Raw genomic sequence first — 19,619 nt, forward strand, 5'->3', positions numbered from 1 at the left:
GAGATCCTGCTGCTGGTTGGTGCGGGTCAATATGGAATGTAAACGCGATTAACGCAAACCGCGCGGGCGGTGCAACGCGCTCACTGGGCTGCGATGCCGATCAGGCTCGGCGCGAACCCGACCGCCTTGAAACCGGGGCTGCGCTCCTGTCGCTCCTCGCCGCGCCGGGCTCGCACGATGGTGGAACTGTCGCGGACATTGAGCAGAGGCCGGGCGGGCGCGATCGGCTGCCCCTGCGGCAGGCGGGCCAGCATCGCGCGGCGATCGCCTTCCTCCATCATCCGAAGCGCGACCGGCCCCGGCAGCAGGCTCTCGCAGGCCAGCCCCTCGGCGGAGAGGATGGCGTGGTGATCGAGCAGCAGGTGGACGTAGCGGATCTCGGCAATGCCGCGCATCTGGCGCACGCCCGGCAGCGGCAGTAGGCCGCGCGCCGGCACCAGCGCCTCTAGCGCCTTGCAGAGCCGCTCGATGCGGCGGCCCGAGACAAGCACCCGGTGCTGCGGCGACAGGCGCAGATCCCGCGCGGGCAGGCCCTCGCCAAGCGCCCCGGCGGGCAGGAGCACCGGGCGCGACGGGTCTTCGAACCCGTCGAATCTACGCTCGGTCGCGCCCACCCAGAGCAGCGGCTGCGGGCCCCGGTCGAGGGTCAGCACCTCGTCGCCGGCCACGAGCTCTGCGGCGGGGCGCGAGCCTTGCGGCGTGTCGATCAGGGTCTCGGCGGCGAAGCAGATCACGCCGCTATAGGAGACGGTGTTGAGCGTTCCGATGCTGCTCTCGTCGGTCGTGCCGCCGAGGGATTCGGTGGGATAGAAGGTCACCCCGGCGGGCACCACATAGTAGGGTGTCTGCGGCGCGAAGCCGACGTTCTGGCCGCCGATCCGGATCACGTAGACCCGCGATCCGCCGCCATCCACGAGGGCGAACTCGTTCTCGACGGTCTCGCCGGCGTAGTAGGTCACCCCGTCGATGGTGACGTCTTCCGCGAGTGTCGCCACGGCGCCGGTCTCGGCGTCATTGTCCTCGAACAGGCCGTCATCGTCGTTGATCTTGATGTGGGTCGGGGTGCCGCCGTTATAGGTATAGGTCTTGTCGGTCCAGCTCGGCGCGCCGGGATCGTAGTCGGGCTGCGAGGGATCGTTGGCCGAGGTGTCGTTGCGCAGGTTGGAGGCGCTGAGCGCGCCGGGCGTGGTAATTTGCGACCAACTGTAAACGCCGAGAAGCGGCATGGTGGCGGTTCCTTGAAAGCGGGAGGGATCTGATAGGGCGCGCGCGTTAAGATCGCGTGTTGTTCAAACCGTTAGCGGGCGCTGCGGGCGGCGACCCGGTCGATGGCGGCATACATCTGCGACGCCGCCGCGTGCTGGGCGGCGTGGCCGATGCCGGGCAGCACCACGAGATTGGCGCCGGGGATCTGCCGCGCGGTCGGCACCGAGTGGATCTGCAGCCCGACGGTGGTGTCGGCATCGCCGTGCAGGATCTCGACCGGCAGCGCCAGCCCGCCGTAGCGCGGCAGCATGCGGGCGATCTCGGCTTTCAGGTTGGCGCGCTGCAGGGCGTTCTCGCGCAGGGTCTCTGGGCGCAGGGCGAGCTCGGCGCCGATATGCTCGGCATAGCCGGGCGGAACCGGCTGCGGTGCGAAGACCCCGGCGATGGCGTCGAGCACCCGGTCTTCTCCGGCCAGCGCCGAGATCGCCGGGTTGGCGATGCCCGCCAGCGGCCCGGAGGTCAGGCGGTAGAAGAACGGCACGCCGGTCTCCCAGGTCTGCGAGGCGGCGGAGACCAGCACCAGCCCCGAGACGCGCTCGGGATGCTCGACCGCCCAGGCCAGCGCCACCGCGCCGCCGTAGGAATGGCCGAGCACGATGGGGCGTTCGGCGCCGAGCTGGCGGCCGGCGGCGCTGAGCAGAGCGGCCTGCTCCTGGATCGAGGCGCCGTCACGGTCGATGCGCGGCGTGTAGCCCATGCCGGGCCGGTCGAAGGCAATGACGCGGTAGCGCCGCGACAGCTGGTCGACCGCGCGATAGGTCCAGTCGCGCAGGTTGCCGCTGGCGCCGTGGATCAACACGAGGGGCCGGCCACGTCCCTTCTCGACATAGTGGATGCGGTGGCCCGAGACCTCGAGAAAACGGCCCTCGGGCGGATAGTCCTCGAGCACGGAGGCGCTGCTGCTGTCGGAGGCCCGGTTCCCGGCGGCGCAGGCGGCGACGCCGAGGAACAGGAGGGAGAGCAGCGAGCGACGTTTCATCTCAGGGCCCCTTTCGCGTGCGCCAGTCGGTGCTCTCGACGCCGATGCGGGCAAGGTCGAAAGCGGTGGTCTGGTAGATCTCGTTGATCCAGTTGCCGTAGAGCAGGTGAGCATGGCTGCGCCAGCGGTTCTGCGGCATCTGGCTCGGATCGTCATCGGGGTAGTAGTTGGCGGGCACGTTGATCGGTTTTCCGGCCGCCACGTCGCGGTCGTATTCTTCCTTGAGCGTGCCGCTGTCATACTCGAGGTGGTTGAAGATATAGAGCGCCCGGTGGGCCGGATCCTCGACCAGCGCCGGGCCGGTCTCGGGGCTGTCGATCAGCACCGGCAGACCGGCGGCCTCGACCTCGTCGCGGCGCATCTCGGTCCAGCGCGACACCGGCATCACCATGTCGTCGGAGAAGCCGCGCAGGTAGGGCGAGGCGGGCACGAGGTTCTGGTGCCGCACGCAGCCGAAGGCCTTGGCGTCGAGGATGTGCTTCGGCACGCCGTGGAAATAGTTGATCATCGCCATGCCGCCCCAGCACACGCCGAAGGTGGAATGCACATGGGTCTGGGTCCAGTCGAACACCCGGGTGAGCTCATCCCAGTAGGTCACCTCGGTGAACGCGAGATGCTCGATCGGCGCGCCGGTGATGATCAGACCGTCGAACTTCTCGCCCGTCGCCTCGACCTCCGAGAAGGGGCGGTAGAAATTCTCCATGTGATCGGCGGCGGTGTTGCGGGTCTGATGCTCCGACATCCGGATCAGCGACAGCTCGATCTGCAGCGGCGTGGCGCCGATCAGCCGGGCGAACTGGTTCTCGGTCTGGATCTTCTTCGGCATCAGGTTGAGCAGCGCGATGCGCAGCGGCCGGATGTCCTGCCGGCCGGCGCTGTCCTCGTCCATGACCATGACGCCCTCGTTGGTGAGAACGTCATAGGCGGGCAGGTCGGAGGGCAGTTTGATAGGCATCGGCTTTACTCTTGGTCAGGGGGCACAGATAGAGCGGCGCCCCCGGTTTAACAAGCTGTGCAGGGCGACCGGCGGGGGCGCACTGCGGGTCTCGAGGGATCAGGCGGGCAGGGCGGCGGCGATCACTTCCGCGAAATCCGCCTCGTCGCGGACCGTGGTCATGTCGGCCGCCTCGACGGTGATGCCCCAGTTGCGGGCCATCGCCTCGTAGCGCGGCTGGCGGTGGGCCAGGGCGCGGGCATAGGTCCAGCGGATGAAGGCATCGGGATCGACGGCGGCCTCCGAGAGCCCGGTCTCGTCGAGATAGGCGCGCCAGCCGGAGACGAGGAATTCGGGCTGATATGCCATCGGCTTCGGCGCGCGGTCGAAGCGGCGGATCAGCTCCTCGGTATGGGCCTCGCTGCCGCGGATCCAGACCATCAGCGCGTGGCTCGAGAGCTCCGAGAGGATCCGGTCCTTCGGGTCTTCGGGATCGACCCATTCGCAGATCGATCCGCCGGTGTCGCAGACGAAATGCGGGTAGCCGTAAAGCTCCTCGGAGCGGTCGATGAAATAGCTGGTGTCGAGCAGCGCCTGCTCCTCGGCGCGGCGGAACTGGTCCTGCCGGAGCTGGTAGGTCTCCATCGGCAGGCCGCCCTTCGATACGTCACCGGGCTTGCCGAGATAGGTCGAGACCGGGGTCAGGTTGTCGAAGGTGATGTTGGAGCCGATATGGATCGAGTCCGACATCAACAGCTCGCGCAGGAACGGCACCTTCATCGCCTCGCGCTTGGCGTTGTCGGCGATGTATTCGCCCATGTAGCGGGTGCCGATGCGGTAATCGACCGAGTAGTGGAACCAGCGCCCGGTCTGGCGCAGCATCGACGAGACATGGGTCTTGCCGAGGCCCGACATGGCAAACAGCACCACGCGCTTGTGAGGCGCGGCGCGCCAGTCTTCCGCGGTCCGGTAATACATCATCGGGCATCCTTCGAGTCGTTCGGACCACAGGTACTGACGCCCGCGCATGGCGTCAAATGGCGGCGACCGCAGGACGCACGCGCCGCTCCTGGTGCGTGTTCCGGCTGCAAACGAAACCCGCCCGAGCGCCTCTCGGCACCCGGGCGGGCGGTTGCTCTGCTCGATGGTCTTCCGCCTCAGAAGCGGTAGGCAACCTTGAGGCCGACGCCCCAGGCGTTGTTGTCCTCGAACTTGGCGCGGGCCACATCCGGCGTACCGGTTTCGGGCTTGGCGTCGCCGAGCCAGAAGTGGCTGATGCCGCCCGAGACGGTGACCTGCTCGTTCACATTGTAGGACGCGGCGAGGCGCAGCTGGGTGTAGCCGGTGGTCGGGGCCAGCGGCGAGACCAGATCGTCGCCCGGACCCTCGTAGGTGGCGCTGATCGCGGCGGAGAACTTGTCGTTGAAGCGGCGGCCGACACCCAGCGTGTAGGCGGTGCTGTCCTCGAGATCGATCAGGCCGTTGCCGACCACGGTCACGAAGCTGTCGGGATCGACGCGGAACTGCGAGTGCTTGACGTGGCGGATGCCGCCAAACAGCAGCGTGTCCTTGGCAATGCCGGTCTGGAAGTCGAGGTTCCAGCTTTCCGGAGTCTTGACCTCGGTCTCGCCGCTGGCGTTGAGCAGCGGAAGCGCCGGGATCGGGCCGGGGCCATCGGGATCGACAAGCGGACCGGACTCGGTGGTGTCCATGTCGTGGGTGATCGCGGAGTTGTAGGTCAGCGCCACGCGCAGGGCGATCTCGGGGATCTCGTAGGCCGCGCCGAGCACGTAGCCGACGCCGGTGGTCTTGTCGAGATTGACCTCGTAGCCGCTCACCGCGCCATAGGCGAGGCCCTCGAGATGGATGTCGCCCGTGGCCTGCTGCAGGCGTAGGCCGCCGAACGCGCTCCAGTTGTCGTTGAACTGGTATTTCGCGAGCGCGGTCAGGGTGTTGGTGCTGGCCTCGGCGGTGGTGCCGCCAAGCGGGACGTTGCCGCTCTCGTAGGCGATGTCGGCGCCGAAGGGGCGGTCGTAGATCAGCGCCAGCGCCAGCCGGTCATTGACGTCATACTTGATGCCGAAGGACGGCAGGTAGAAGCCGTCGGCCACGTCGTCGATATCCTGCGCCGGGAATGGCGGCGAGACGTTCTTGCCGGTGAGCGACGGGTTGGCATAGCCCAGCGAGAATTCCAGCACGTTGCCGGTCTCGTACAGGATCATCGCCGATTGCTGCGTGCGCTCGATGCCGCCCGCGTGAAGCGCGGTCGCGGACAGGGCCAGCGCCGAGGCACCGGTCAGTAAGAATTTCATGAGTTCCCTCTCCCTAAGGTATTCTCCTCCACCTTCGACGCTAACGACGAGGCGGTTGAACGGTCAATCAATGACCCAGCGTAAGTTGACGCGCCGCGCCGTAACGTCACTTTGTCGCATCAGCGGCGGCAGGATGCTGCGGATCAGCGGGTTTCTCGCAAGATATTGAAATAGTTCGCGCCAAAGATGATCGCGGCGCCGAGGAACACGAAGGGGTCGAGCGTCTCGGCATAGACCAGCATGCCCACCACGGCGACCAGCGGCAGCCGGGCGAAATCGATCGGCATGACAACCGGAGCGGGTGCGAGGCCAAGCGCGGTGGTGAGGCAGAAATGCGCCACGAGCCCGGCGATGGCGATCAGCGCTACCCAAGGCCAGGTGGCGAGGCCGGGCAGGGCGATGTCGCCGTCGATGCCGGCGCAGACAAGGCCGAACACCGCCTGCATGACGGTGAGCCAGAACAGGATGCAGGCGGTCGAGGCGGTGCGGGTGAGCTTGCGGGTGAACACCGCCGAACCGGCGAATCCCACGCCCGCGAGCAGCGCCGCGATCAGGCCGGGGCTGATGGTCTCGGGCGTCGGCCGGGCCACCACGAGGATCCCGATGAAGCCGATGCCGGCGGCGATGGCGCGGGTTGGCGTGATGCGCTCGCCCAGCACCAGCGGTGACAGCAGGATGACCCAGAGCGGCGAGGTGAACTCGAGCGCGAAGACCTGCGCAAGGGGGATGCTGGCCACCGCGAAGAACCAGCAGTTCTGCCCGGCGAAATGGCTGATGTTGCGCGCCACGTGCAGGCCGAAGCGGTCCCGGTTGATCTGCGAGAGCTTGCCCGTTGCAGCGAGCACAGACGTGACGATGATGGCGCCGATGATCGAGCGGTAGAGCATGATCTCGAACGTGTCGAGATCGAGGCTGACGGCACGTCCCGCCACCGCCATCGCGGTGAAGGAGACGACGGCCCCGGTCATCCAGAGCACGGCCTGAAGCGTCTGGCTCATGCTTCGGTCACCGCGTAGTCGCGCGCGCAGCCGGCGGTGACGCGGGCCCAGTCGCTGGCCCGTGCGCGCGACTGGTGAGCGTCGAAGGCGGCGCAGTCGGTGAAGCGCTCGGCCACGGTGAAGACGCAAGGCGCGGTCTCGATGACCTCGAAGCTCAGGCAGCCCGGCTCGGCCCGGGTCAGGCGGATGTGCTCGGGCAGCGCGGCGCGGATCTGTTCGGCGCGCTCGGGCGGGCAGGTCATGGTGCCGGTCAGGCGGATCTCGGGCATGGGGTCTCCTCGGCCGTGGCCGGCCTCATCGACGGCCCCCACGAACCGCGCGACCTTGGCCCGGGCCCCAGCAAGACGCAAGCCCCGCATCGGACAATGCGGGGCTTGCGTTAATCGTTTGTGTGCAATCGGTGACGCCGTGCCTGCGCGCGGGCCCCGATCACTCGAGCTCGATGGTCCCCGGCGGCTTCGAGGTGCAATCGTAGAACACCCGGTTGATGCCCTTCACCTCGTTGATGATCCGCGTCGAGGTTTCGCCGAGGAACTCGTGGGTGAACGGGTAGTAATCCGCCGTCATGCCGTCGACGCTGGTCACCGCGCGCAGCGCCAGCGCGTAATCGTAGGTGCGGCCATCGCCCATCACGCCCACGGTGCGCATCGGCAGGATGGCGGCGAAGGCCTGCCAGATCTCGTCGTAGAGACCGTGCTTGCGGATCTGGTCGATATAGACCGCATCCGCCTTGCGCAGGATCTCGAGCTTGTCCCGGGTGATCTCGCCGGGGCAGCGGATCGCCAGGCCCGGCCCGGGGAACGGGTGGCGGCCGATGAAGCTTGCCGGCAGGCCGAGTTCGTGGCCCAGCGCGCGGACCTCGTCCTTGAACAGCTCACGCAGCGGCTCGACCAGCTTGAGGCCCATCTTCTCGGGCAGGCCGCCGACATTGTGGTGCGACTTGATGGTCACCGACGGGCCACCGGAGAAGCTGACACTCTCGATCACGTCGGGATAGAGCGTGCCCTGCGCGAGGAACTCGGCGCCCTCGATCTCGTCGGCGTATTTCTGGAACACGTCGATGAACAGCTTGCCGATGGTCTTGCGCTTGGTCTCGGGGTCGGAGACGCCCTCGAGCGCGCCGAGGAAAAGCTCGGACTCGTCGGCATGGATGAGGTTGAGGTTGTAGTTGTCGCGGAACATCGACACCACCTGCTCGGCCTCGTTGAGGCGCAGCAGGCCGTGGTCGACGAAGACGCAGGTCAGCTGGTCGCCGATGGCCTCGTGCAGCAGGATCCCGGTGACCGAGCTGTCGACGCCACCCGAAAGCGCGCAGATCACCTTCTTGTCGCCGACCTGCTCGCGGATCTTGGCGATCATCTCCTCGCGGTAGGCCCCCATCGTCCAGTCGCCGGTGAAGCCCGCGATCTTTATGAAGTTTTCGTAGAGCGTCGCGCCGTTCGGGGTGTGGTGCACCTCGGGGTGGAACTGCACCGCGTAGAAGCGGCGCTCGAGATCGGCGATCATCGCGAAGGGCGCGCCCGGCGAGGTGCCGTAGACGTCGAAGCCCGGGGCGATCTCGGCGACGTGGTCGCCGTGGCTCATCCAGACCTGCTCGCGGCCGGTGGCGTCGAGGAACCAGCCGTTGAAGAACTCGGTGCTGTGCTCGGTCGGTGTCACATAGGCGCGGCCGAACTCGGCGGTGTGGCTTTCACCCGCCTCGATGCGACCGCCGAGGTCCTGCATCATCACCTGCTGGCCGTAGCAGATCCCGAGGATCGGCACGCCGAGCTCGTAGGCGCTCTTGGGCGGGCGCGGCGAGCCTTCGCGGGTGACGCTGTCCGGGCCGCCGGAGAAGATGATCGCCTTCGGGGCGAACTCCTTCAGGAAGGCGTCGGAGACGTTCTGGTAGGGATGGATTTCGCAATAGACGTTCAGCTCGCGCAGGCGGCGCGCGATCAGCTGCGTCACCTGCGAGCCGAAATCGATGATGAGGAGGCGGTCATGCTGGGTCATGGCCACGCTTTAGAAGCGCTTTGCGCGTTGCGCAAGAGGCCAGGTGCTCAGCCGCGGAGCGGATCCGCCAGCACCATGCCCAAGAGCCAGGCGACACAGAGCACCGCGACGGTCACCGGCAGCGACAGGGTCAGCACGAAGGCGGCAATCGCCGCGCAGATCGAGGCTTCCATGACGAAGTCGAAGAGAGGGGCCGGTTTCGGGTCGTCGCAGGCAAAGGCTTCCATGATGGGTGTCCTCGGACGGGGTGGGTTCGACTCAAGATTGCAAATTTTTTGTGACGCTCACCTTGATCTGGCGCAGCTTCTAAGCGTTTTGGAGGATTCGGGAAAGACATATTCAGCCCATTGAGTCTGATTTCGCGCGGCCACGCCGCCGCGAGCGCGCCAGGTCGTCGCGTTTGCTCCAGAGCGCGATTGCGCCGAAGGCGAGCACGTAGAGCGCCCCGAACGCGGCGATCAGTTCGCCCGGCAACGGCCCGATATCGGCGCGCCGGATCGCCTCGTCGACCGATTGCGCCGGGGTCGGGTGGACGGCGATCTTGCCGGCAAAGGCGAGGGTCTGGATCAGCAGGATCCAGAAGTAGTTGCGGCGGATGCGGCGGCCCATCGCGACCATCAGCGGGACGTGGTAGCGCGGCCGCAGGTAATCGTTGGCCAGCACGCGCTGCCAGTCTTCCTCTAGATGCAGGTCGCCCTCGGCCAGCATCGGGGCGTAGAAATGCGTCTCCATCCAGCGGGCCCGGGCGCGCCAGACGTTGAAATAGCGGTAGCGCCGGGCCTCGAGGAACAGGAAAAACACGATTAGGATGCCGACGAGGACAAGCGGGATCGGCGAGGCCTCGGGCGAGGCGAAGGAGATCGAGAGCGCCACGCCCAGCGTCACAACCGCCCAGTTCGTCGTGGTGTCGAGGCGCGTGCGCCAGATGGTGCTGCGATAGACCTCGCCGCGGTAGAGGTGGGCAATGGCGCCCATCTCGGCGGCGTCGAGATCCTTGCGCGGCGTGGGCGCCCCGCCGGTCTTGCTGTCGATGAGTTCGTCCTCCGCTCCCCTCGGCGCGCGCGCCGCTCCCTAGAGGGGAGCTTTGCATCTGCGATCCGGCTGGTCAAACCCGCTCTCGGCCGCTGCGATCAGTAGACGGCGTCGGGCAAGGCCAGGTTGTGCTTGCGAAAGCTGCGCCGATCCTCGATCGCGCTGTAGACCGCCATGCCGCAGAAGCTCGCCATGTAGATCGCCCCGCCGGCGAAGATCGCCTCTCCGGGGATGAACCCGACATCCGCCCGGCGCAGCGCCTCTTCGAACGAGCCGACCGGCGTGGGGTGGACGGCGATCTTGCCCAGGAAGGCGATCAGCTGGATCAGCATGATCCAGAAATAGCTGCGCCGGATGCGCCGCCCGAGAGCATGGATGTAGGAGATGTGGAACATCGGGTGCATGTAGTCCTGCGCCATCATCTGGCGCCAGCAATGGCGGCTGCGTTTCTGGGCCGGGTTGAGCATCGGGGCGTAGAAATTCTTTTCCATACGGCGGAAGCGGGTGCGCCAGCTGTCGCAATAGCGGTAGCGCCGGGCCTCGAGGGTCAGGAAGAACAGGTTGAGGATGCCCACGAGCACCAGCGGCAGGGGCGACGCGCCGGGCGCGGCGTAGGAGATCGACAGCGCCACCCCCAGCGTGACCACGGCCCAGTTGGTCGTGGTGTCGAGCCGGGTGCGCCAGACGCTGCAACGATGGACCTCGCTGCGGTAGAGATGGGCGAGGGCCCCGATCTCGGCCGCGTTCAGTTCGGGAAGCGATTGAATTTCCTGAATGTTCGTCTTGTCTTCCGCGTCCTCCAGCCAATTGGCCAGAGTTGCGAGCTGCGCGCTGCTCGGCATTCGTCCACCTAAAGCTCGGCGCACTGCGCCGCCTTGAATTCACCCCCGGTTAGAAAGCTATGTCCGAGATGCGTTAAAAGGTGGTGACCGGCGGCGGCGCTGGCCCTGACGTTGCCGTGAGGACGCGTTTGTACCGGCGCAATGTCGCATTTCCACGCGATGCGCCGCAATCGCGCATCCGCCCGCACGGGCGTCCGGGTTAGAAAAGGGAACCTTGGGCGCAGGGAGGCGCCCGGATTCACGCGGGGAAGAACATCATGGTCGAGGCGACGACGCGGAAACGAGGCAGAAGCGGCGGCGGTGCGGCCCGACGGGCGGCGCGGAGCTCGGCGGTGGTCGAGACGGCGCGCTATATCGAGCGTAGCATCCCCGATCTCGAGATCCTCAACGAGGAAGCGCTGCAGATCATCGAGCACAATGCCGAGACGGTGCTGGAAGAGATCGGCGTCAACTTCGTCAACAACCCCGCCGCGCTGGAGCGCTGGCGCGAGGCCGGGGCCGAGATCGACGGCGAGCGCGTGCGCATCCCGCGCGGCCTTGCCCGCAAGCTTTGCGCCACCGCGCCCTCGCGCTTCACCCAGGTGGCCCGCAACCCGGCCAAGAATGTCGAGATCGGCGGCCGCAACCTGGTGCTCGCGCCGGTCTACGGCCCGCCCTTCGTGCATGATGCCGAGGGCGGCCGGCGCTACGCCACGATCGAGGATTTCCGCAATTTCGTGAAGCTCGGCCAGATGTCGCGCTGGCTGCACCATTCCGGCGGCACGGTCTGCGAGCCCACCGACGTTCCGGTCAACAAGCGCCATCTAGATATGCTTCACGCCCACATGACGCTGTCGGACAAGCCCTTCATGGGCTCGGTCACCGAGCCCAGCCGGGCGCAGGACAGCGTCGACATGTGCGGCGTCCTGTTCGGCGAGCAGTTCGTGCAGGACAACACGGTGATGACCTCGCTGGTCAACATCAACTCGCCGCTGACCTTCGACGACGTGATGATGGGCGCGCTCGAGATCTATGCCGCCAACAACCAGGCCTGCATCATCTCGCCCTTCATCGTCGGCGGCGCGATGGCGCCGGTCTCGGTCGCCGGGACGCTGACGCAGGTGCTGGCCGAGGTGATGGCCGGCGTGGCCTATTCGCAGCTGGTGCGGGCCGGGGCGCCGGTGATCTTCGGCGCCTTCGTGACCTCGATCGACATGAACTCCGGCGCGCCCACCTTCGGCACCCCGGAGGCGGCGCAGATCACCTACGGAGCCGGCCAGCTGGCCCGGCGCCTCGGGCTGCCCTACCGCTCGGCGGGCTCGTTCTGCGGCTCCAAGCTGCCCGACGCCCAGGCCGCCTACGAGACCGCGAACACGCTCAACAACGGCTTGCTGGCGGGGGTCAACTTCATGCTCCATGCCTGCGGCTGGCTCGAGGGCGGGCTCGTCGCGTCGTACGAGAAATTCGTCATGGATGCCGACCAGCTCGGCGCGCTGCACAAGATGGCCGCCGGCGTCGCGTTGGACGAGAGCGCCCAGGCGATGGACGCGCTGCGCGAGGTCGGGCCGGGCGGGCATTACCTTGGCTGTGCCCACACACAGGCACATTTCAAGACCGCGTTCTGGCGCTCGGAGCTGTTTGATTACAAGCCCTTCGAGACCTGGATCGAGGAGGGCGGGCGCGACACGATGGCGCTGGCCTCCGAGCGCGTGCGCAAGCTGCTCAACAGCTACGAGCAGCCGGCGATGGATCCCGCCACCGCCGAGGCGCTCGAGGCCTTCGTAGCGTCCAAGAAGGCCAGCATGCCCGACAGCTTCATGTAAGCGCGGTCTCGGTCAGCGCCATCAGCCGCGCCTCGCCGATCATCGCAGCCAGCGCCTCGACATGGCGCGCGACGGAATAGGCCCCGTCGCGCGCCTTTCGGCGTTCTTCCATCATCGCTTCGAGCTCGAGCAGCTGCATCACCGCGGCGCCATGCCGGCTCGGCACGCCGGGTCCGAGCACGCGTGGCAGATGCGCATTGCGACGGTACTCTTCGGCGGCAATGCGCGCCGCCCGGATCAGAAGCCGGGGGCGGCGCGTCTGTTGCAGGCGGCTTTGAAGATCGTGCATCGGTCGGTCCTTCCGGGGTTGTGACGGACCCATGCTGTCACGGCGGAAGAGGGTGTTGCGGTGCAACCTAAGCGAAAGTCCGCTCCCTTAATAATTGTTTATCAATTGTGGATAAATTTAAGGGTTCCGCAAAAGCGTTAACTTTTGGGTAACTTGCCCTCGCTGAATTTGGGTCCGGTCTGGGGATAAATTTGTGGACAAAATCAAGGACCAAGGGGACTGACCATGACTTTTTGCTGCACCGACAAAGCCACCGGGCCGGGCTTTCCGGCCTGGGTGCCGGACGATGCCAGGAACTACCTCGCGCACACGGTGGATGGCGAGGCGATCCGCAAGCTGGCGCGGGAGGCGGGATGCCACGCCTCGACCGTTCTGCGCCAGGTGCGGCGGATCGAGACGCTCCGGGACGACCCACTGGTCGATGGCGCCCTGTCGCGCCTCGGCGCGATGCGAACCCGGGCGATTGCCCGCCAAGCGACGAAGGAGCGCACGCAGATGACCGATTTTTCCGGACCGGATGCAGCACCGGACGAGCGCAAGCTCTCGCGCGAGGCGCGCCGCGTGCTGCGGCGGCTCTGCGAACGCGGCGCGGTTCTGGCGGTGGCCGCCGAGATGGACAAGGCGGTGGTGGTGCGCGACACCGGTGAGGGCGGCTCGGCCCGCACCGCCGTGGTCGATGCGCCGATCGCCCAGGCGATGGCGCTGAAGGGCTGGATCGCCTGCGACGCGCCGGGGCGGATCTCGCGCTACAGGATCACCTCCGCGGGCCGTGCGGCGCTCGGGCGGCTGGTGGCCGAGCAGGAGACAAGGCTGCGCGGGTTCGCCGAGGCGCAGGCCGGGTTCGACAGCGGCCGCGCCGCCGAGGCCGCAATGCAGGCCGAGGAAGACGACCCGCAGGCACGGCGGCGCACCCTCATGCACGAGGCGCCCCTGGCGCTGCTGGCGCGGCGCCGCGACAAGGACGGGGCACCGTTTCTCCCGGACGACCTGGTGCGCGCCGGCGAGCGGTTGCGCGAGGATTTCGAGCTGGCGCAGATGGGACCCCGGGTGGCGCAGAACTGGGACCAATTCCTCACCGCAGGCATCGATCGCGGCGTGTCGCAGGAGCCGCCGCGCGGCCCCGAGGCGGCGCGGGCACGGCTCACGGCGGCGCTGCGCGAGCTCGGGCCGGGCCTGGGCGACGCGGCGCTGCAATGCTGCTGCTATCTCGAGGGGCTCGAGGTGACCGAGAAACGGATGGGCTGGTCGGCGCGGTCGGGCAAGATCGTGCTGCGCATCGCGCTGCAACGGCTGCACCGCTTCTATGACGATCTCAACGCCAATGGTGGCGGCATGATCGGCTAGGCGTGGCGGGTGGGCCGGTTTTCGGCCCACCTTCAAGGCTCGGGATCAGCTGCGCGGCAGCGCCGCTGCCTCGGCGGCCAGCGCGGTGATGCCGTCCCAGTCGCCCGAGAGCATCTTGTCCTTGGGCGCAACCCAGCTGCCGCCGCAGCAGAGCACGTTCGACAGGCCGAGATAGTCGGCGATGTTGCCCATGCTGATGCCGCCCGTGGGGCAGAAGCGCACCTGCGGCAGCGGCGCGCCGATGGCCTTCAGCGCCTTGGCGCCGCCGGAGGCCTCGGCGGGGAAGAATTTCTGCACCGTGTAGCCGCGCTCGAGCAGCGCCATCGCCTCGGAGGCGCTGGCAGCCCCCGGCAGCAGCGGCAGGTCGGCCTCTTCGCAGGCATCGAGCAGCTTGTCGGTGGCGCCCGGCGAGACGCCGAACTTGGCGCCGGCATCGACCGCAGCCTGTACGTCGGCCGGTGTCAGCAGCGTGCCCGCGCCGACCACGCCGCCCTCGACCTTGGCCATCTCGGCGATGGCCTCGAGCGCGCAGGGGGTGCGCAGGGTCACTTCCAGCACCGGCAGGCCGCCTTTGACGAGTGCTTGCGCCAGCGGGGCTGCATGGGCGACATCGTCGATGACGAGCACCGGAATGACCGGCGCAAGGCGGCAAAGCTTCTCGGATTCGAGGCTGGCGGCGGCGGGGGTGATCATGGTCGGATCTCCTGGTTCCAAAGGCGTCGGCCCCGCGTTAGCACGTTTCCCGGGCGGGGTGTAGAGCGCTAACATCACGCGGCGTCAGTCGCTGCCGTATTCCTCCTGATCCGCCGCCACCGCCGCCCGGAAATCGCTCAGCAGCGTCGGGTCGGCCGAATGCACGCGGTTCCAGGTCGGGATGAAGGGCGTCTCCTGCGGGTTCTCGATGAAGAGCTGGCCGGCGCGGGTGATGTTTTCGCCGAACATCTCGATGCTCTGCTCCTCGGCGTGGCGGTCGATGGTCAGCCCGTTCATCTTGGCATCGGCCCAGTAGGCTTCGAGCAGGTCGAGCGCCGAGCGGTAATAGGTGGCCTTGAGGGTGCGGAACACGTGCGGGGTGAACACCGTGCCATCGGCAGCGAGCTTGCGGTAGATCGCCTTGCAGATGTCGGTCGACATGCGCGAGAGCCCCTGCGAGGCATCCTCGGCCGAGAGATCCTGATGCTTGTGGTCATACTGGTCGGCGATCTCGACCTGGCAGACCTGCCGCGGCCCGAGGTTGCGCCACGCCTCCGAGAGCACACCGATCTCGAGCCCCCAGTCGGAGGGGATGCGCAGGTCGGGCAGCAGGCCGGTGCGCAGCGCCATCTCGCCCGAGAGCGGGTAGCGGAAGGCGCGGAGGTAGTCGATGTAGTCGCGGTCGCCGATGGTGCGCTTGAGCGCGATCAAGAGCGGCGAGACCAGCAGACGGGTGACCCGGCCGTTGAGCTTGTTGTTGCCGACGCGCGGATAGAAGCCCTTGGAGAGCTGGTAGGGGAAGGTCGGGTTGGCCACCGGGTAGACCAGCCGGTCCAGCATCTCGCGCTTGTAGGTGACGATGTCGCAATCGTGGATCGCCATCACCGAGCTGTCGGCGCAGGAGATCAGGTAGCCCATGCAGCCCCAGACGTTCTTGCCCTTGCCGGGCTCCTGCGGCGCGAGCCCCAGCGCCTCGAGCCGGCCCATGATCTGAAGCATGCGCGGGCTGTCGTTCCAGATCACCGTGGTCTGCTGCGGCAGCACGGAGAAGAACTTGCGGGCGTGGCGGTACTGCTCTTCTGAGGCGCGGTCGAGCCCGACGATGACGCGGTGCAGGTAGGTGACTTGGCTTAGCTCCTGCAGGATGTTCGGAAGCGCGTCGCCCTCGAGCTCGGAGAACAGCGAGGGAAGGATCAGCGAGATCTTGCGGCTCTGCGCAAAGGTCTCGAGCTCGTAGATCATCTCCTCGACCGGGCGCGAGCGCAGGTTGTGGAACTGGGCGATATTGCCGTTCTGCTGGAAGTCGGCCATTTTACTCTGCTCTCCCGTTGCATCCGAGCCTGTCGAGAAGCGCCAGCACGCAGGCGTTCCAGCCTGCGGGTCCGGGCGCCTCGCTGCGGATGATGGTGCCGTCGGTTTCCCCGGGCAGGGCGGGAATGCCCTGACCGTGATCGTTGCGGATAATCACGCCGTAACGGGCGGTCTCCAGCATCTCGGTGTCGTTCGGCGCGTCGCCGAGCGCGATGGCGGTGTCGCGGCCGAGATCGGCCATGATGCCGGCCATCTGCTGCGCCTTGGTGCCGCCGAAGGACAGGGTCAGGAAGCGCCCGCCGCGCCGCGCCGCGATGCCCTTTGCCTCGAGCGCCGCAAGGAAGGCGGCAAGATCCGACTCGTCGCCGCTCCAGATCCCGGGCTCGGTGAAGTTGCGCAGCCGCGCCAGCCTTGCGCCGGCGAGCGGCAGACCGGTGATCTCCGCGACCTCGTCGTCGGTCATGTCGCCGAAACCGCGATAGGACGTGCGCAGATCCGCGGGCAGGTCATCGAGCAGGCGGCGCAGCCGCGCATAGACGCTGCGGTCGTGCATGTCGGCGCCGGGGGTGACCCTCTGGGCGCCGTTCTCGACGATGATCGGCCAGTCTCCGAGGCCGAGCGCGTCATGCAGCGGCGCGATTTCTGCGGCGGTCTTGGAGCTTGCGAGGATGAGGGGAATGCCCTGCGCCCTGAGAGCGTCCAGCGCGGGCATGGCGGCGCTGTAGCTGTAATCGCCGTGGTCCAGCAGCGTGCCGTCCAGATCCGTGAAAACGATTAGCCGCACCTGCCGCTCTTCCCTCGCCGTTTTTCTCGAACTTAAACGGTTTGCGGCGCGGGAGGGAACCGCTGGCGGGTCTTTCTGCCATGAAGATTTTGCAAGGGGCGGAGAAACCGCCCCTTTTCAATGCGTTCGGCTTCCCCAGCGGAAGCGTGACCGGGGCCGGTCAGGCGCGCCGACGGCCCAGCATCGGCAGCGACTGCGACAGCAGCTCGACGAATTCGCTCTCGTCGTGATCATCGTCGCGACGCACCGGCCAGCAGCAGAGCACCAGCCCGACGCACCAGCTGATGGCAAACAGCGTGAACGGAATCGCCGCGGCCAGAATCGCGAACTGCCGGGTCGGGTGCTCGGGCAGCCCCAGCGCCATGACCAGCCCCATGCAGGGCACGATGAATAGCAGGGGCAGAAGCGCGTTGCCGAGAAGAACTGGCACGAGGTCGATCAGCTCGGAAGGTCTTGAAAACCGCCTGGGCAGTGACGAGGGCCGCGCCAGGAACACGGCGGCGACGAAGGCGAGAAGGGAAATGACGATGGGAATGATGACATGACGTCCGGAGGAAATCTGAAGCGGGACGCTTGCGAAAAAGCCCAAGGTGGCGATGCCGGCATAAATTCCGGCGGCACGATGGGCGAGTTGATAAAAGTTTGTAAGAAATACACGCATTGGAAACACACTCCGTTTGTACGATGTGTGTACTAACTTCTCAAATTGGCATTAATACGGCAGATCGCCGGCAACATGGGGAACTGTCGCCGGCGGCTGTGTTTTTTCGGGAGGCCGCAGGGGGCGGCGGGGCGCTCAGGCCACGTGCTCGAGCTTGGTCTCGGGCGTGACGCCGAGCGCGTAGCAGACATCGCGGGTCAGCTCGGGGCGGTTCAGCGTGTAGAAATGCAGCTTGTCGACCCCGCCTTCGAGCAGCTCCGAGCACAGCTCGGTGCAGATCGAGGTGGCGAGCAGATCCTGGCGGCCGTCGCGCTCGGCCTTCTCGAAGGCCTCGATCACCCAGGCGGGGATCTTGGTGCCGCAAGCTTCGGCGAAGCGGCGCGCGCCCTTCCAGTTCTCGATCGGCAGGATGCCCGGCACGATCGGCTTGTCGATGCCGGCCTTCTCGCAGGCGTCGCGGAAGCGGAAGAAGGTCTCGGCCTCGAAGAAGAACTGGGTCAGCGCCTCGGAGGCGCCGGCATCGAGCTTGCGCTTGAGCCACTCGACATCGGCCTGGCCCGAGGCGGCCTCGGGGTGGATGTCGGGATAGGCGCCGACGCGGATGTTGAAATCGCCGGCCTCGCGCAGCGCTTCGATCAGCTCGACCGAGCTGGCGAAGCCGTCCTCGTGCGGGGTGAAGCCCGAGGCGCCCTTCGGCGGGTCGCCGCGCAGGGCGACGATGTCGCTGACGCCAGCGGCGTGGAACTGCTCGGCGATGGCCAGGGTCTCGGCCTTGGTGGCGTCAACGCAGGTCAGGTGCGCCGCGACCTTCAGGCCGGAATGCTTGTGCAGCGTGGCGACCACGTCGCGGGTCAGCTCACGGGTGGTGCCGCCGGCGCCGTAGGTCACCGAGACGAAGCGCGGGTCCAGCGGGGCCAGGGATTGCACCGTGTCCCACAGGCGGAAGGTCGCCTCGATGTTGCGGGGCGGAAAGAACTCGAACGAGATGTCAGGGCGTTGCATTGCCGGGATCCTCTTTTGTTGCGAGGCTTGTCGCACATACCGCAATGTGAGACAAACTCATAAATCTCAAGAACAACATGAGTGAAACGATAGGATGCACATTGAGTTCCGTCATCTCCGCACGATCAAGGCGGTGCATGAGGCGGGCGGTCTGGCCCGTGCCGCCGACCAGCTCAACATCACGCAATCGGCTTTGAGCCACCAGATCAAGGGCTTGGAAGAGCAGGCCGGGGTCGAGCTCTTCGTGCGACGGTCCAAGCCGATGCGGCTGTCGGCGGCCGGGATGCGGCTACTGCGGCTGGCCGAGCAGGTGCTGCCGCAGGTCGAGGCGGCGCAGGCGGAGTTTGCCGGGCTCAGGGCAGGGCGCTCCGGCCGGCTTCATATCGCCATCGAATGCCACGCCTGTTTCGAATGGCTTTTCCCGGTGCTCGAGGCGTTTCGAAAGAGCTGGCCCGATGTCGATGTCGATATCCGTCCGGGTCTCGCCTTCGACGCGCTGCCGGCGCTGCAGAAGGAAGATGTCGACGTGGTGATCTCCTCCGACCCGGAGGATCTGCCCGACATCACCTTCACGCCGCTCTTCGATTACAGCCCGGTCTTCGTTGCGGCGGCCTCGCATCCGCTGGCCGACAAGCCGTTCATCGAGGCGGCGGATTTCCGCGGCGAGACGCTGATCACCTACCCGGTGGACCGGGCGCGGCTGGATATCTTCTCGCAGCTTCTGAGCCCCGCGAAGGTCGAGCCGGCGGCGATTCGTCAGGTTGAGCTGACGGCTGTGATTCTCCTGCTGGTAGCGTCGAATCGCGGCGTCGCGGTGCTGCCCGACTGGGTCGTGCGCGAGGTGAAATACAATTCGGATTACGTCACCCGGCCGCTGACGGAGCACGGCCTGAGCCGCACGCTCTTCGCCGCGACGCGGAGCGGAGATCTAGAGAAGCCCTACATGGCCGACCTGATCCGACTGGCCGGACAGGAAGCCCACAAGCTTCAGACGCAATAGCGCCGTATCGGGGAGTTGCGCCCGGCCCGGATGCGGGCCGAGGCATAAGGTTTAATGATTTCAGAGGGTTTTGAGGTCGGACGCCATCATGCGGCCGTCACGGCCTTCCTTGAGCTCGTAGCTCACCTTCTGATTGTCGGCGAGACCCGTGAGACCGGACCGCTCGACTGCTGAAATATGAACAAAAACGTCTTTTCCGCCCTCTTCCGGCGCAATAAAGCCGTAGCCTTTGGTGGTGTTGAACCATTTCACGGTGCCACTCGGCATGTTCCCGTGCTCCTTCCAGTCGTCCAATGTTGTTGCCCGGCCTGGCCCGGGCGCCCCGTCACCATCGCCTTTCAGGGGATAACACGGCTGAAAATGCCGGATATTCCG

At 66.8% G+C, this 19,619-nt stretch carries 21 protein-coding genes; 3 read left to right on the forward strand and 18 right to left on the reverse strand.

Translation table 11 applies throughout. The features are described 5' to 3' along the window. Window positions 1-80: 80 nt before the first annotated feature. From KUV62_RS20510 to KUV62_RS20560, 11 genes are all read right to left on the reverse strand, one after another. On the reverse strand, window positions 81-1,226 hold the full coding sequence (locus KUV62_RS20510) for a Hint domain-containing protein (protein WP_222605610.1): 1,146 nt from the start codon (window positions 1,224-1,226) through the stop codon (window positions 81-83). Window positions 1,227-1,297: 71 nt separating this feature from the next. After that, window positions 1,298-2,245: an alpha/beta fold hydrolase gene (locus tag KUV62_RS20515; protein ID WP_222605611.1), complete on the reverse strand. Its 948-nt coding sequence runs from the start codon at window positions 2,243-2,245 to the stop codon at window positions 1,298-1,300. 1 nt (window position 2,246) lies between these two features. Further along, window positions 2,247-3,200 carry a homoserine O-succinyltransferase gene (gene metA, locus KUV62_RS20520; protein ID WP_222605612.1) on the reverse strand — a complete coding sequence of 318 codons (954 nt, stop codon included), beginning with the start codon at window positions 3,198-3,200 and terminating at the stop codon, window positions 2,247-2,249. A 99-nt stretch (window positions 3,201-3,299) separates the two neighbouring features. Further along, window positions 3,300-4,157: an ATPase gene (locus KUV62_RS20525; RefSeq protein ID WP_222605673.1), complete on the reverse strand. Its 858-nt coding sequence runs from the start codon at window positions 4,155-4,157 to the stop codon at window positions 3,300-3,302. A gap of 179 nt (window positions 4,158-4,336) precedes the next feature. Continuing rightward, window positions 4,337-5,491, reverse strand: a complete 1,155-nt coding sequence (locus KUV62_RS20530; protein WP_222605613.1) for an OmpP1/FadL family transporter — start codon at window positions 5,489-5,491, stop codon at window positions 4,337-4,339. A gap of 143 nt (window positions 5,492-5,634) precedes the next feature. Further along, complete coding sequence (locus KUV62_RS20535; protein WP_222605614.1) at window positions 5,635-6,489, reverse strand: DMT family transporter; 855 nt, start codon at window positions 6,487-6,489, stop codon at window positions 5,635-5,637. After that, window positions 6,486-6,758, reverse strand: a complete 273-nt coding sequence (locus tag KUV62_RS20540; RefSeq protein WP_222605615.1) for a putative quinol monooxygenase — start codon at window positions 6,756-6,758, stop codon at window positions 6,486-6,488. The genes KUV62_RS20535 and KUV62_RS20540 overlap by 4 nt, the downstream gene beginning before the upstream one ends. 160 nt (window positions 6,759-6,918) lie before the next feature. Beyond that, window positions 6,919-8,484 (reverse strand): glutamine-hydrolyzing GMP synthase, encoded by a 1,566-nt coding sequence (guaA, locus tag KUV62_RS20545; protein ID WP_222605616.1) that lies wholly within the window; start codon window positions 8,482-8,484, stop codon window positions 6,919-6,921. Between the two features lie 47 nt (window positions 8,485-8,531). Then, window positions 8,532-8,711: a hypothetical protein gene (locus KUV62_RS20550; RefSeq protein ID WP_222605617.1), complete on the reverse strand. Its 180-nt coding sequence runs from the start codon at window positions 8,709-8,711 to the stop codon at window positions 8,532-8,534. A gap of 112 nt (window positions 8,712-8,823) precedes the next feature. Beyond that, window positions 8,824-9,459 (reverse strand): DUF2270 domain-containing protein, encoded by a 636-nt coding sequence (locus tag KUV62_RS20555; RefSeq protein WP_222605618.1) that lies wholly within the window; start codon window positions 9,457-9,459, stop codon window positions 8,824-8,826. Between the two features lie 155 nt (window positions 9,460-9,614). Further along, window positions 9,615-10,358, reverse strand: a complete 744-nt coding sequence (locus tag KUV62_RS20560) for a DUF2270 domain-containing protein (RefSeq protein WP_222605619.1) — start codon at window positions 10,356-10,358, stop codon at window positions 9,615-9,617. Window positions 10,359-10,615: 257 nt separating this feature from the next. Here KUV62_RS20560 and KUV62_RS20565 point away from each other — a divergent pair, with 257 nt between their 5' ends. Further along, window positions 10,616-12,160, forward strand: coding sequence for a trimethylamine methyltransferase family protein (locus tag KUV62_RS20565; RefSeq protein ID WP_222605620.1), 1,545 nt, complete (start codon window positions 10,616-10,618; stop codon window positions 12,158-12,160). Here KUV62_RS20565 and KUV62_RS20570 read toward each other — a convergent pair. Further along, on the reverse strand, window positions 12,153-12,449 hold the full coding sequence (locus KUV62_RS20570) for a DUF6477 family protein (RefSeq protein WP_222605621.1): 297 nt from the start codon (window positions 12,447-12,449) through the stop codon (window positions 12,153-12,155). The two genes, KUV62_RS20565 and KUV62_RS20570, sit on opposite strands and share 8 nt — an antisense overlap. A 225-nt stretch (window positions 12,450-12,674) precedes the next feature. Here KUV62_RS20570 and KUV62_RS20575 point away from each other — a divergent pair, with 225 nt between their 5' ends. Further along, on the forward strand, window positions 12,675-13,793 hold the full coding sequence (locus tag KUV62_RS20575; RefSeq protein ID WP_222605622.1) for a DUF6456 domain-containing protein: 1,119 nt from the start codon (window positions 12,675-12,677) through the stop codon (window positions 13,791-13,793). Between the two features lie 45 nt (window positions 13,794-13,838). On the opposite strand, the gene KUV62_RS20580 is transcribed toward KUV62_RS20575, so the two are convergent. The 5 genes from KUV62_RS20580 to metF all read right to left on the reverse strand — a co-directional run bounded on the left by KUV62_RS20580 (window position 13,839) and on the right by metF (window position 18,244). Further along, complete coding sequence (locus tag KUV62_RS20580; RefSeq protein WP_222605623.1) at window positions 13,839-14,486, reverse strand: bifunctional 4-hydroxy-2-oxoglutarate aldolase/2-dehydro-3-deoxy-phosphogluconate aldolase; 648 nt, start codon at window positions 14,484-14,486, stop codon at window positions 13,839-13,841. Window positions 14,487-14,570: 84 nt separating this feature from the next. After that, on the reverse strand, window positions 14,571-15,797 hold the full coding sequence (locus KUV62_RS20585) for a glycosyl transferase (RefSeq protein ID WP_222605624.1): 1,227 nt from the start codon (window positions 15,795-15,797) through the stop codon (window positions 14,571-14,573). A 1-nt stretch (window position 15,798) separates the two neighbouring features. Then, window positions 15,799-16,581: an HAD-IIB family hydrolase gene (locus KUV62_RS20590; RefSeq protein ID WP_222605625.1), complete on the reverse strand. Its 783-nt coding sequence runs from the start codon at window positions 16,579-16,581 to the stop codon at window positions 15,799-15,801. Window positions 16,582-16,741: 160 nt separating this feature from the next. After that, complete coding sequence (locus tag KUV62_RS20595; RefSeq protein WP_222605626.1) at window positions 16,742-17,242, reverse strand: hypothetical protein; 501 nt, start codon at window positions 17,240-17,242, stop codon at window positions 16,742-16,744. 135 nt (window positions 17,243-17,377) lie between these two features. After that, window positions 17,378-18,244 (reverse strand): methylenetetrahydrofolate reductase [NAD(P)H], encoded by an 867-nt coding sequence (gene metF / locus KUV62_RS20600; RefSeq protein WP_222605627.1) that lies wholly within the window; start codon window positions 18,242-18,244, stop codon window positions 17,378-17,380. A 94-nt stretch (window positions 18,245-18,338) separates the two neighbouring features. On the opposite strand from metF, the gene KUV62_RS20605 reads away from it, so the two are divergent. After that, complete coding sequence (locus KUV62_RS20605; protein ID WP_222605628.1) at window positions 18,339-19,244, forward strand: LysR family transcriptional regulator; 906 nt, start codon at window positions 18,339-18,341, stop codon at window positions 19,242-19,244. Window positions 19,245-19,304: 60 nt separating this feature from the next. On the opposite strand, the gene KUV62_RS20610 is transcribed toward KUV62_RS20605, so the two are convergent. Next, window positions 19,305-19,511, reverse strand: coding sequence for a cold-shock protein (locus tag KUV62_RS20610; RefSeq protein ID WP_008885598.1), 207 nt, complete (start codon window positions 19,509-19,511; stop codon window positions 19,305-19,307). Window positions 19,512-19,619 lie beyond the last annotated feature (108 nt).

Source organism: Salipiger bermudensis, from assembly GCF_019801965.1.
In the GTDB taxonomy this organism is placed as follows: Bacteria; Pseudomonadota; Alphaproteobacteria; order Rhodobacterales; family Rhodobacteraceae; genus Salipiger; species Salipiger bermudensis_A.

Excerpts from the sequence above, each read along its gene's own strand:
- KUV62_RS20595 (WP_222605626.1), bottom strand. The coding sequence starts at position 17,242 with ATGCGTGTATTTCTTACAAACTTTTATCAACTCGCCCATCGTGCCGCC.
- KUV62_RS20525 (WP_222605673.1), bottom strand. The coding sequence starts at position 4,157 with ATGTATTACCGGACCGCGGAAGACTGGCGCGCCGCGCCTCACAAGCGC.
- KUV62_RS20540 (WP_222605615.1), bottom strand. The coding sequence starts at position 6,758 with ATGCCCGAGATCCGCCTGACCGGCACCATGACCTGCCCGCCCGAGCGC.
- KUV62_RS20530 (WP_222605613.1), bottom strand. The coding sequence starts at position 5,491 with ATGAAATTCTTACTGACCGGTGCCTCGGCGCTGGCCCTGTCCGCGACC.
- KUV62_RS20570 (WP_222605621.1), bottom strand. The coding sequence starts at position 12,449 with ATGCACGATCTTCAAAGCCGCCTGCAACAGACGCGCCGCCCCCGGCTT.
- KUV62_RS20535 (WP_222605614.1), bottom strand. The coding sequence starts at position 6,489 with ATGAGCCAGACGCTTCAGGCCGTGCTCTGGATGACCGGGGCCGTCGTC.
- metF (WP_222605627.1), bottom strand. The coding sequence starts at position 18,244 with ATGCAACGCCCTGACATCTCGTTCGAGTTCTTTCCGCCCCGCAACATC.
- KUV62_RS20515 (WP_222605611.1), bottom strand. The coding sequence starts at position 2,245 with ATGAAACGTCGCTCGCTGCTCTCCCTCCTGTTCCTCGGCGTCGCCGCC.
- KUV62_RS20555 (WP_222605618.1), bottom strand. The coding sequence starts at position 9,459 with ATGGGCGCCATTGCCCACCTCTACCGCGGCGAGGTCTATCGCAGCACC.
- KUV62_RS20575 (WP_222605622.1), top strand. The coding sequence starts at position 12,675 with ATGACTTTTTGCTGCACCGACAAAGCCACCGGGCCGGGCTTTCCGGCC.
- KUV62_RS20580 (WP_222605623.1), bottom strand. The coding sequence starts at position 14,486 with ATGATCACCCCCGCCGCCGCCAGCCTCGAATCCGAGAAGCTTTGCCGC.
- KUV62_RS20560 (WP_222605619.1), bottom strand. The coding sequence starts at position 10,358 with ATGCCGAGCAGCGCGCAGCTCGCAACTCTGGCCAATTGGCTGGAGGAC.
- KUV62_RS20550 (WP_222605617.1), bottom strand. The coding sequence starts at position 8,711 with ATGGAAGCCTTTGCCTGCGACGACCCGAAACCGGCCCCTCTCTTCGAC.
- KUV62_RS20510 (WP_222605610.1), bottom strand. The coding sequence starts at position 1,226 with ATGCCGCTTCTCGGCGTTTACAGTTGGTCGCAAATTACCACGCCCGGC.
- KUV62_RS20605 (WP_222605628.1), top strand. The coding sequence starts at position 18,339 with ATGCACATTGAGTTCCGTCATCTCCGCACGATCAAGGCGGTGCATGAG.
- metA (WP_222605612.1), bottom strand. The coding sequence starts at position 3,200 with ATGCCTATCAAACTGCCCTCCGACCTGCCCGCCTATGACGTTCTCACC.
- KUV62_RS20565 (WP_222605620.1), top strand. The coding sequence starts at position 10,616 with ATGGTCGAGGCGACGACGCGGAAACGAGGCAGAAGCGGCGGCGGTGCG.
- guaA (WP_222605616.1), bottom strand. The coding sequence starts at position 8,484 with ATGACCCAGCATGACCGCCTCCTCATCATCGATTTCGGCTCGCAGGTG.
- KUV62_RS20610 (WP_008885598.1), bottom strand. The coding sequence starts at position 19,511 with ATGCCGAGTGGCACCGTGAAATGGTTCAACACCACCAAAGGCTACGGC.
- KUV62_RS20585 (WP_222605624.1), bottom strand. The coding sequence starts at position 15,797 with ATGGCCGACTTCCAGCAGAACGGCAATATCGCCCAGTTCCACAACCTG.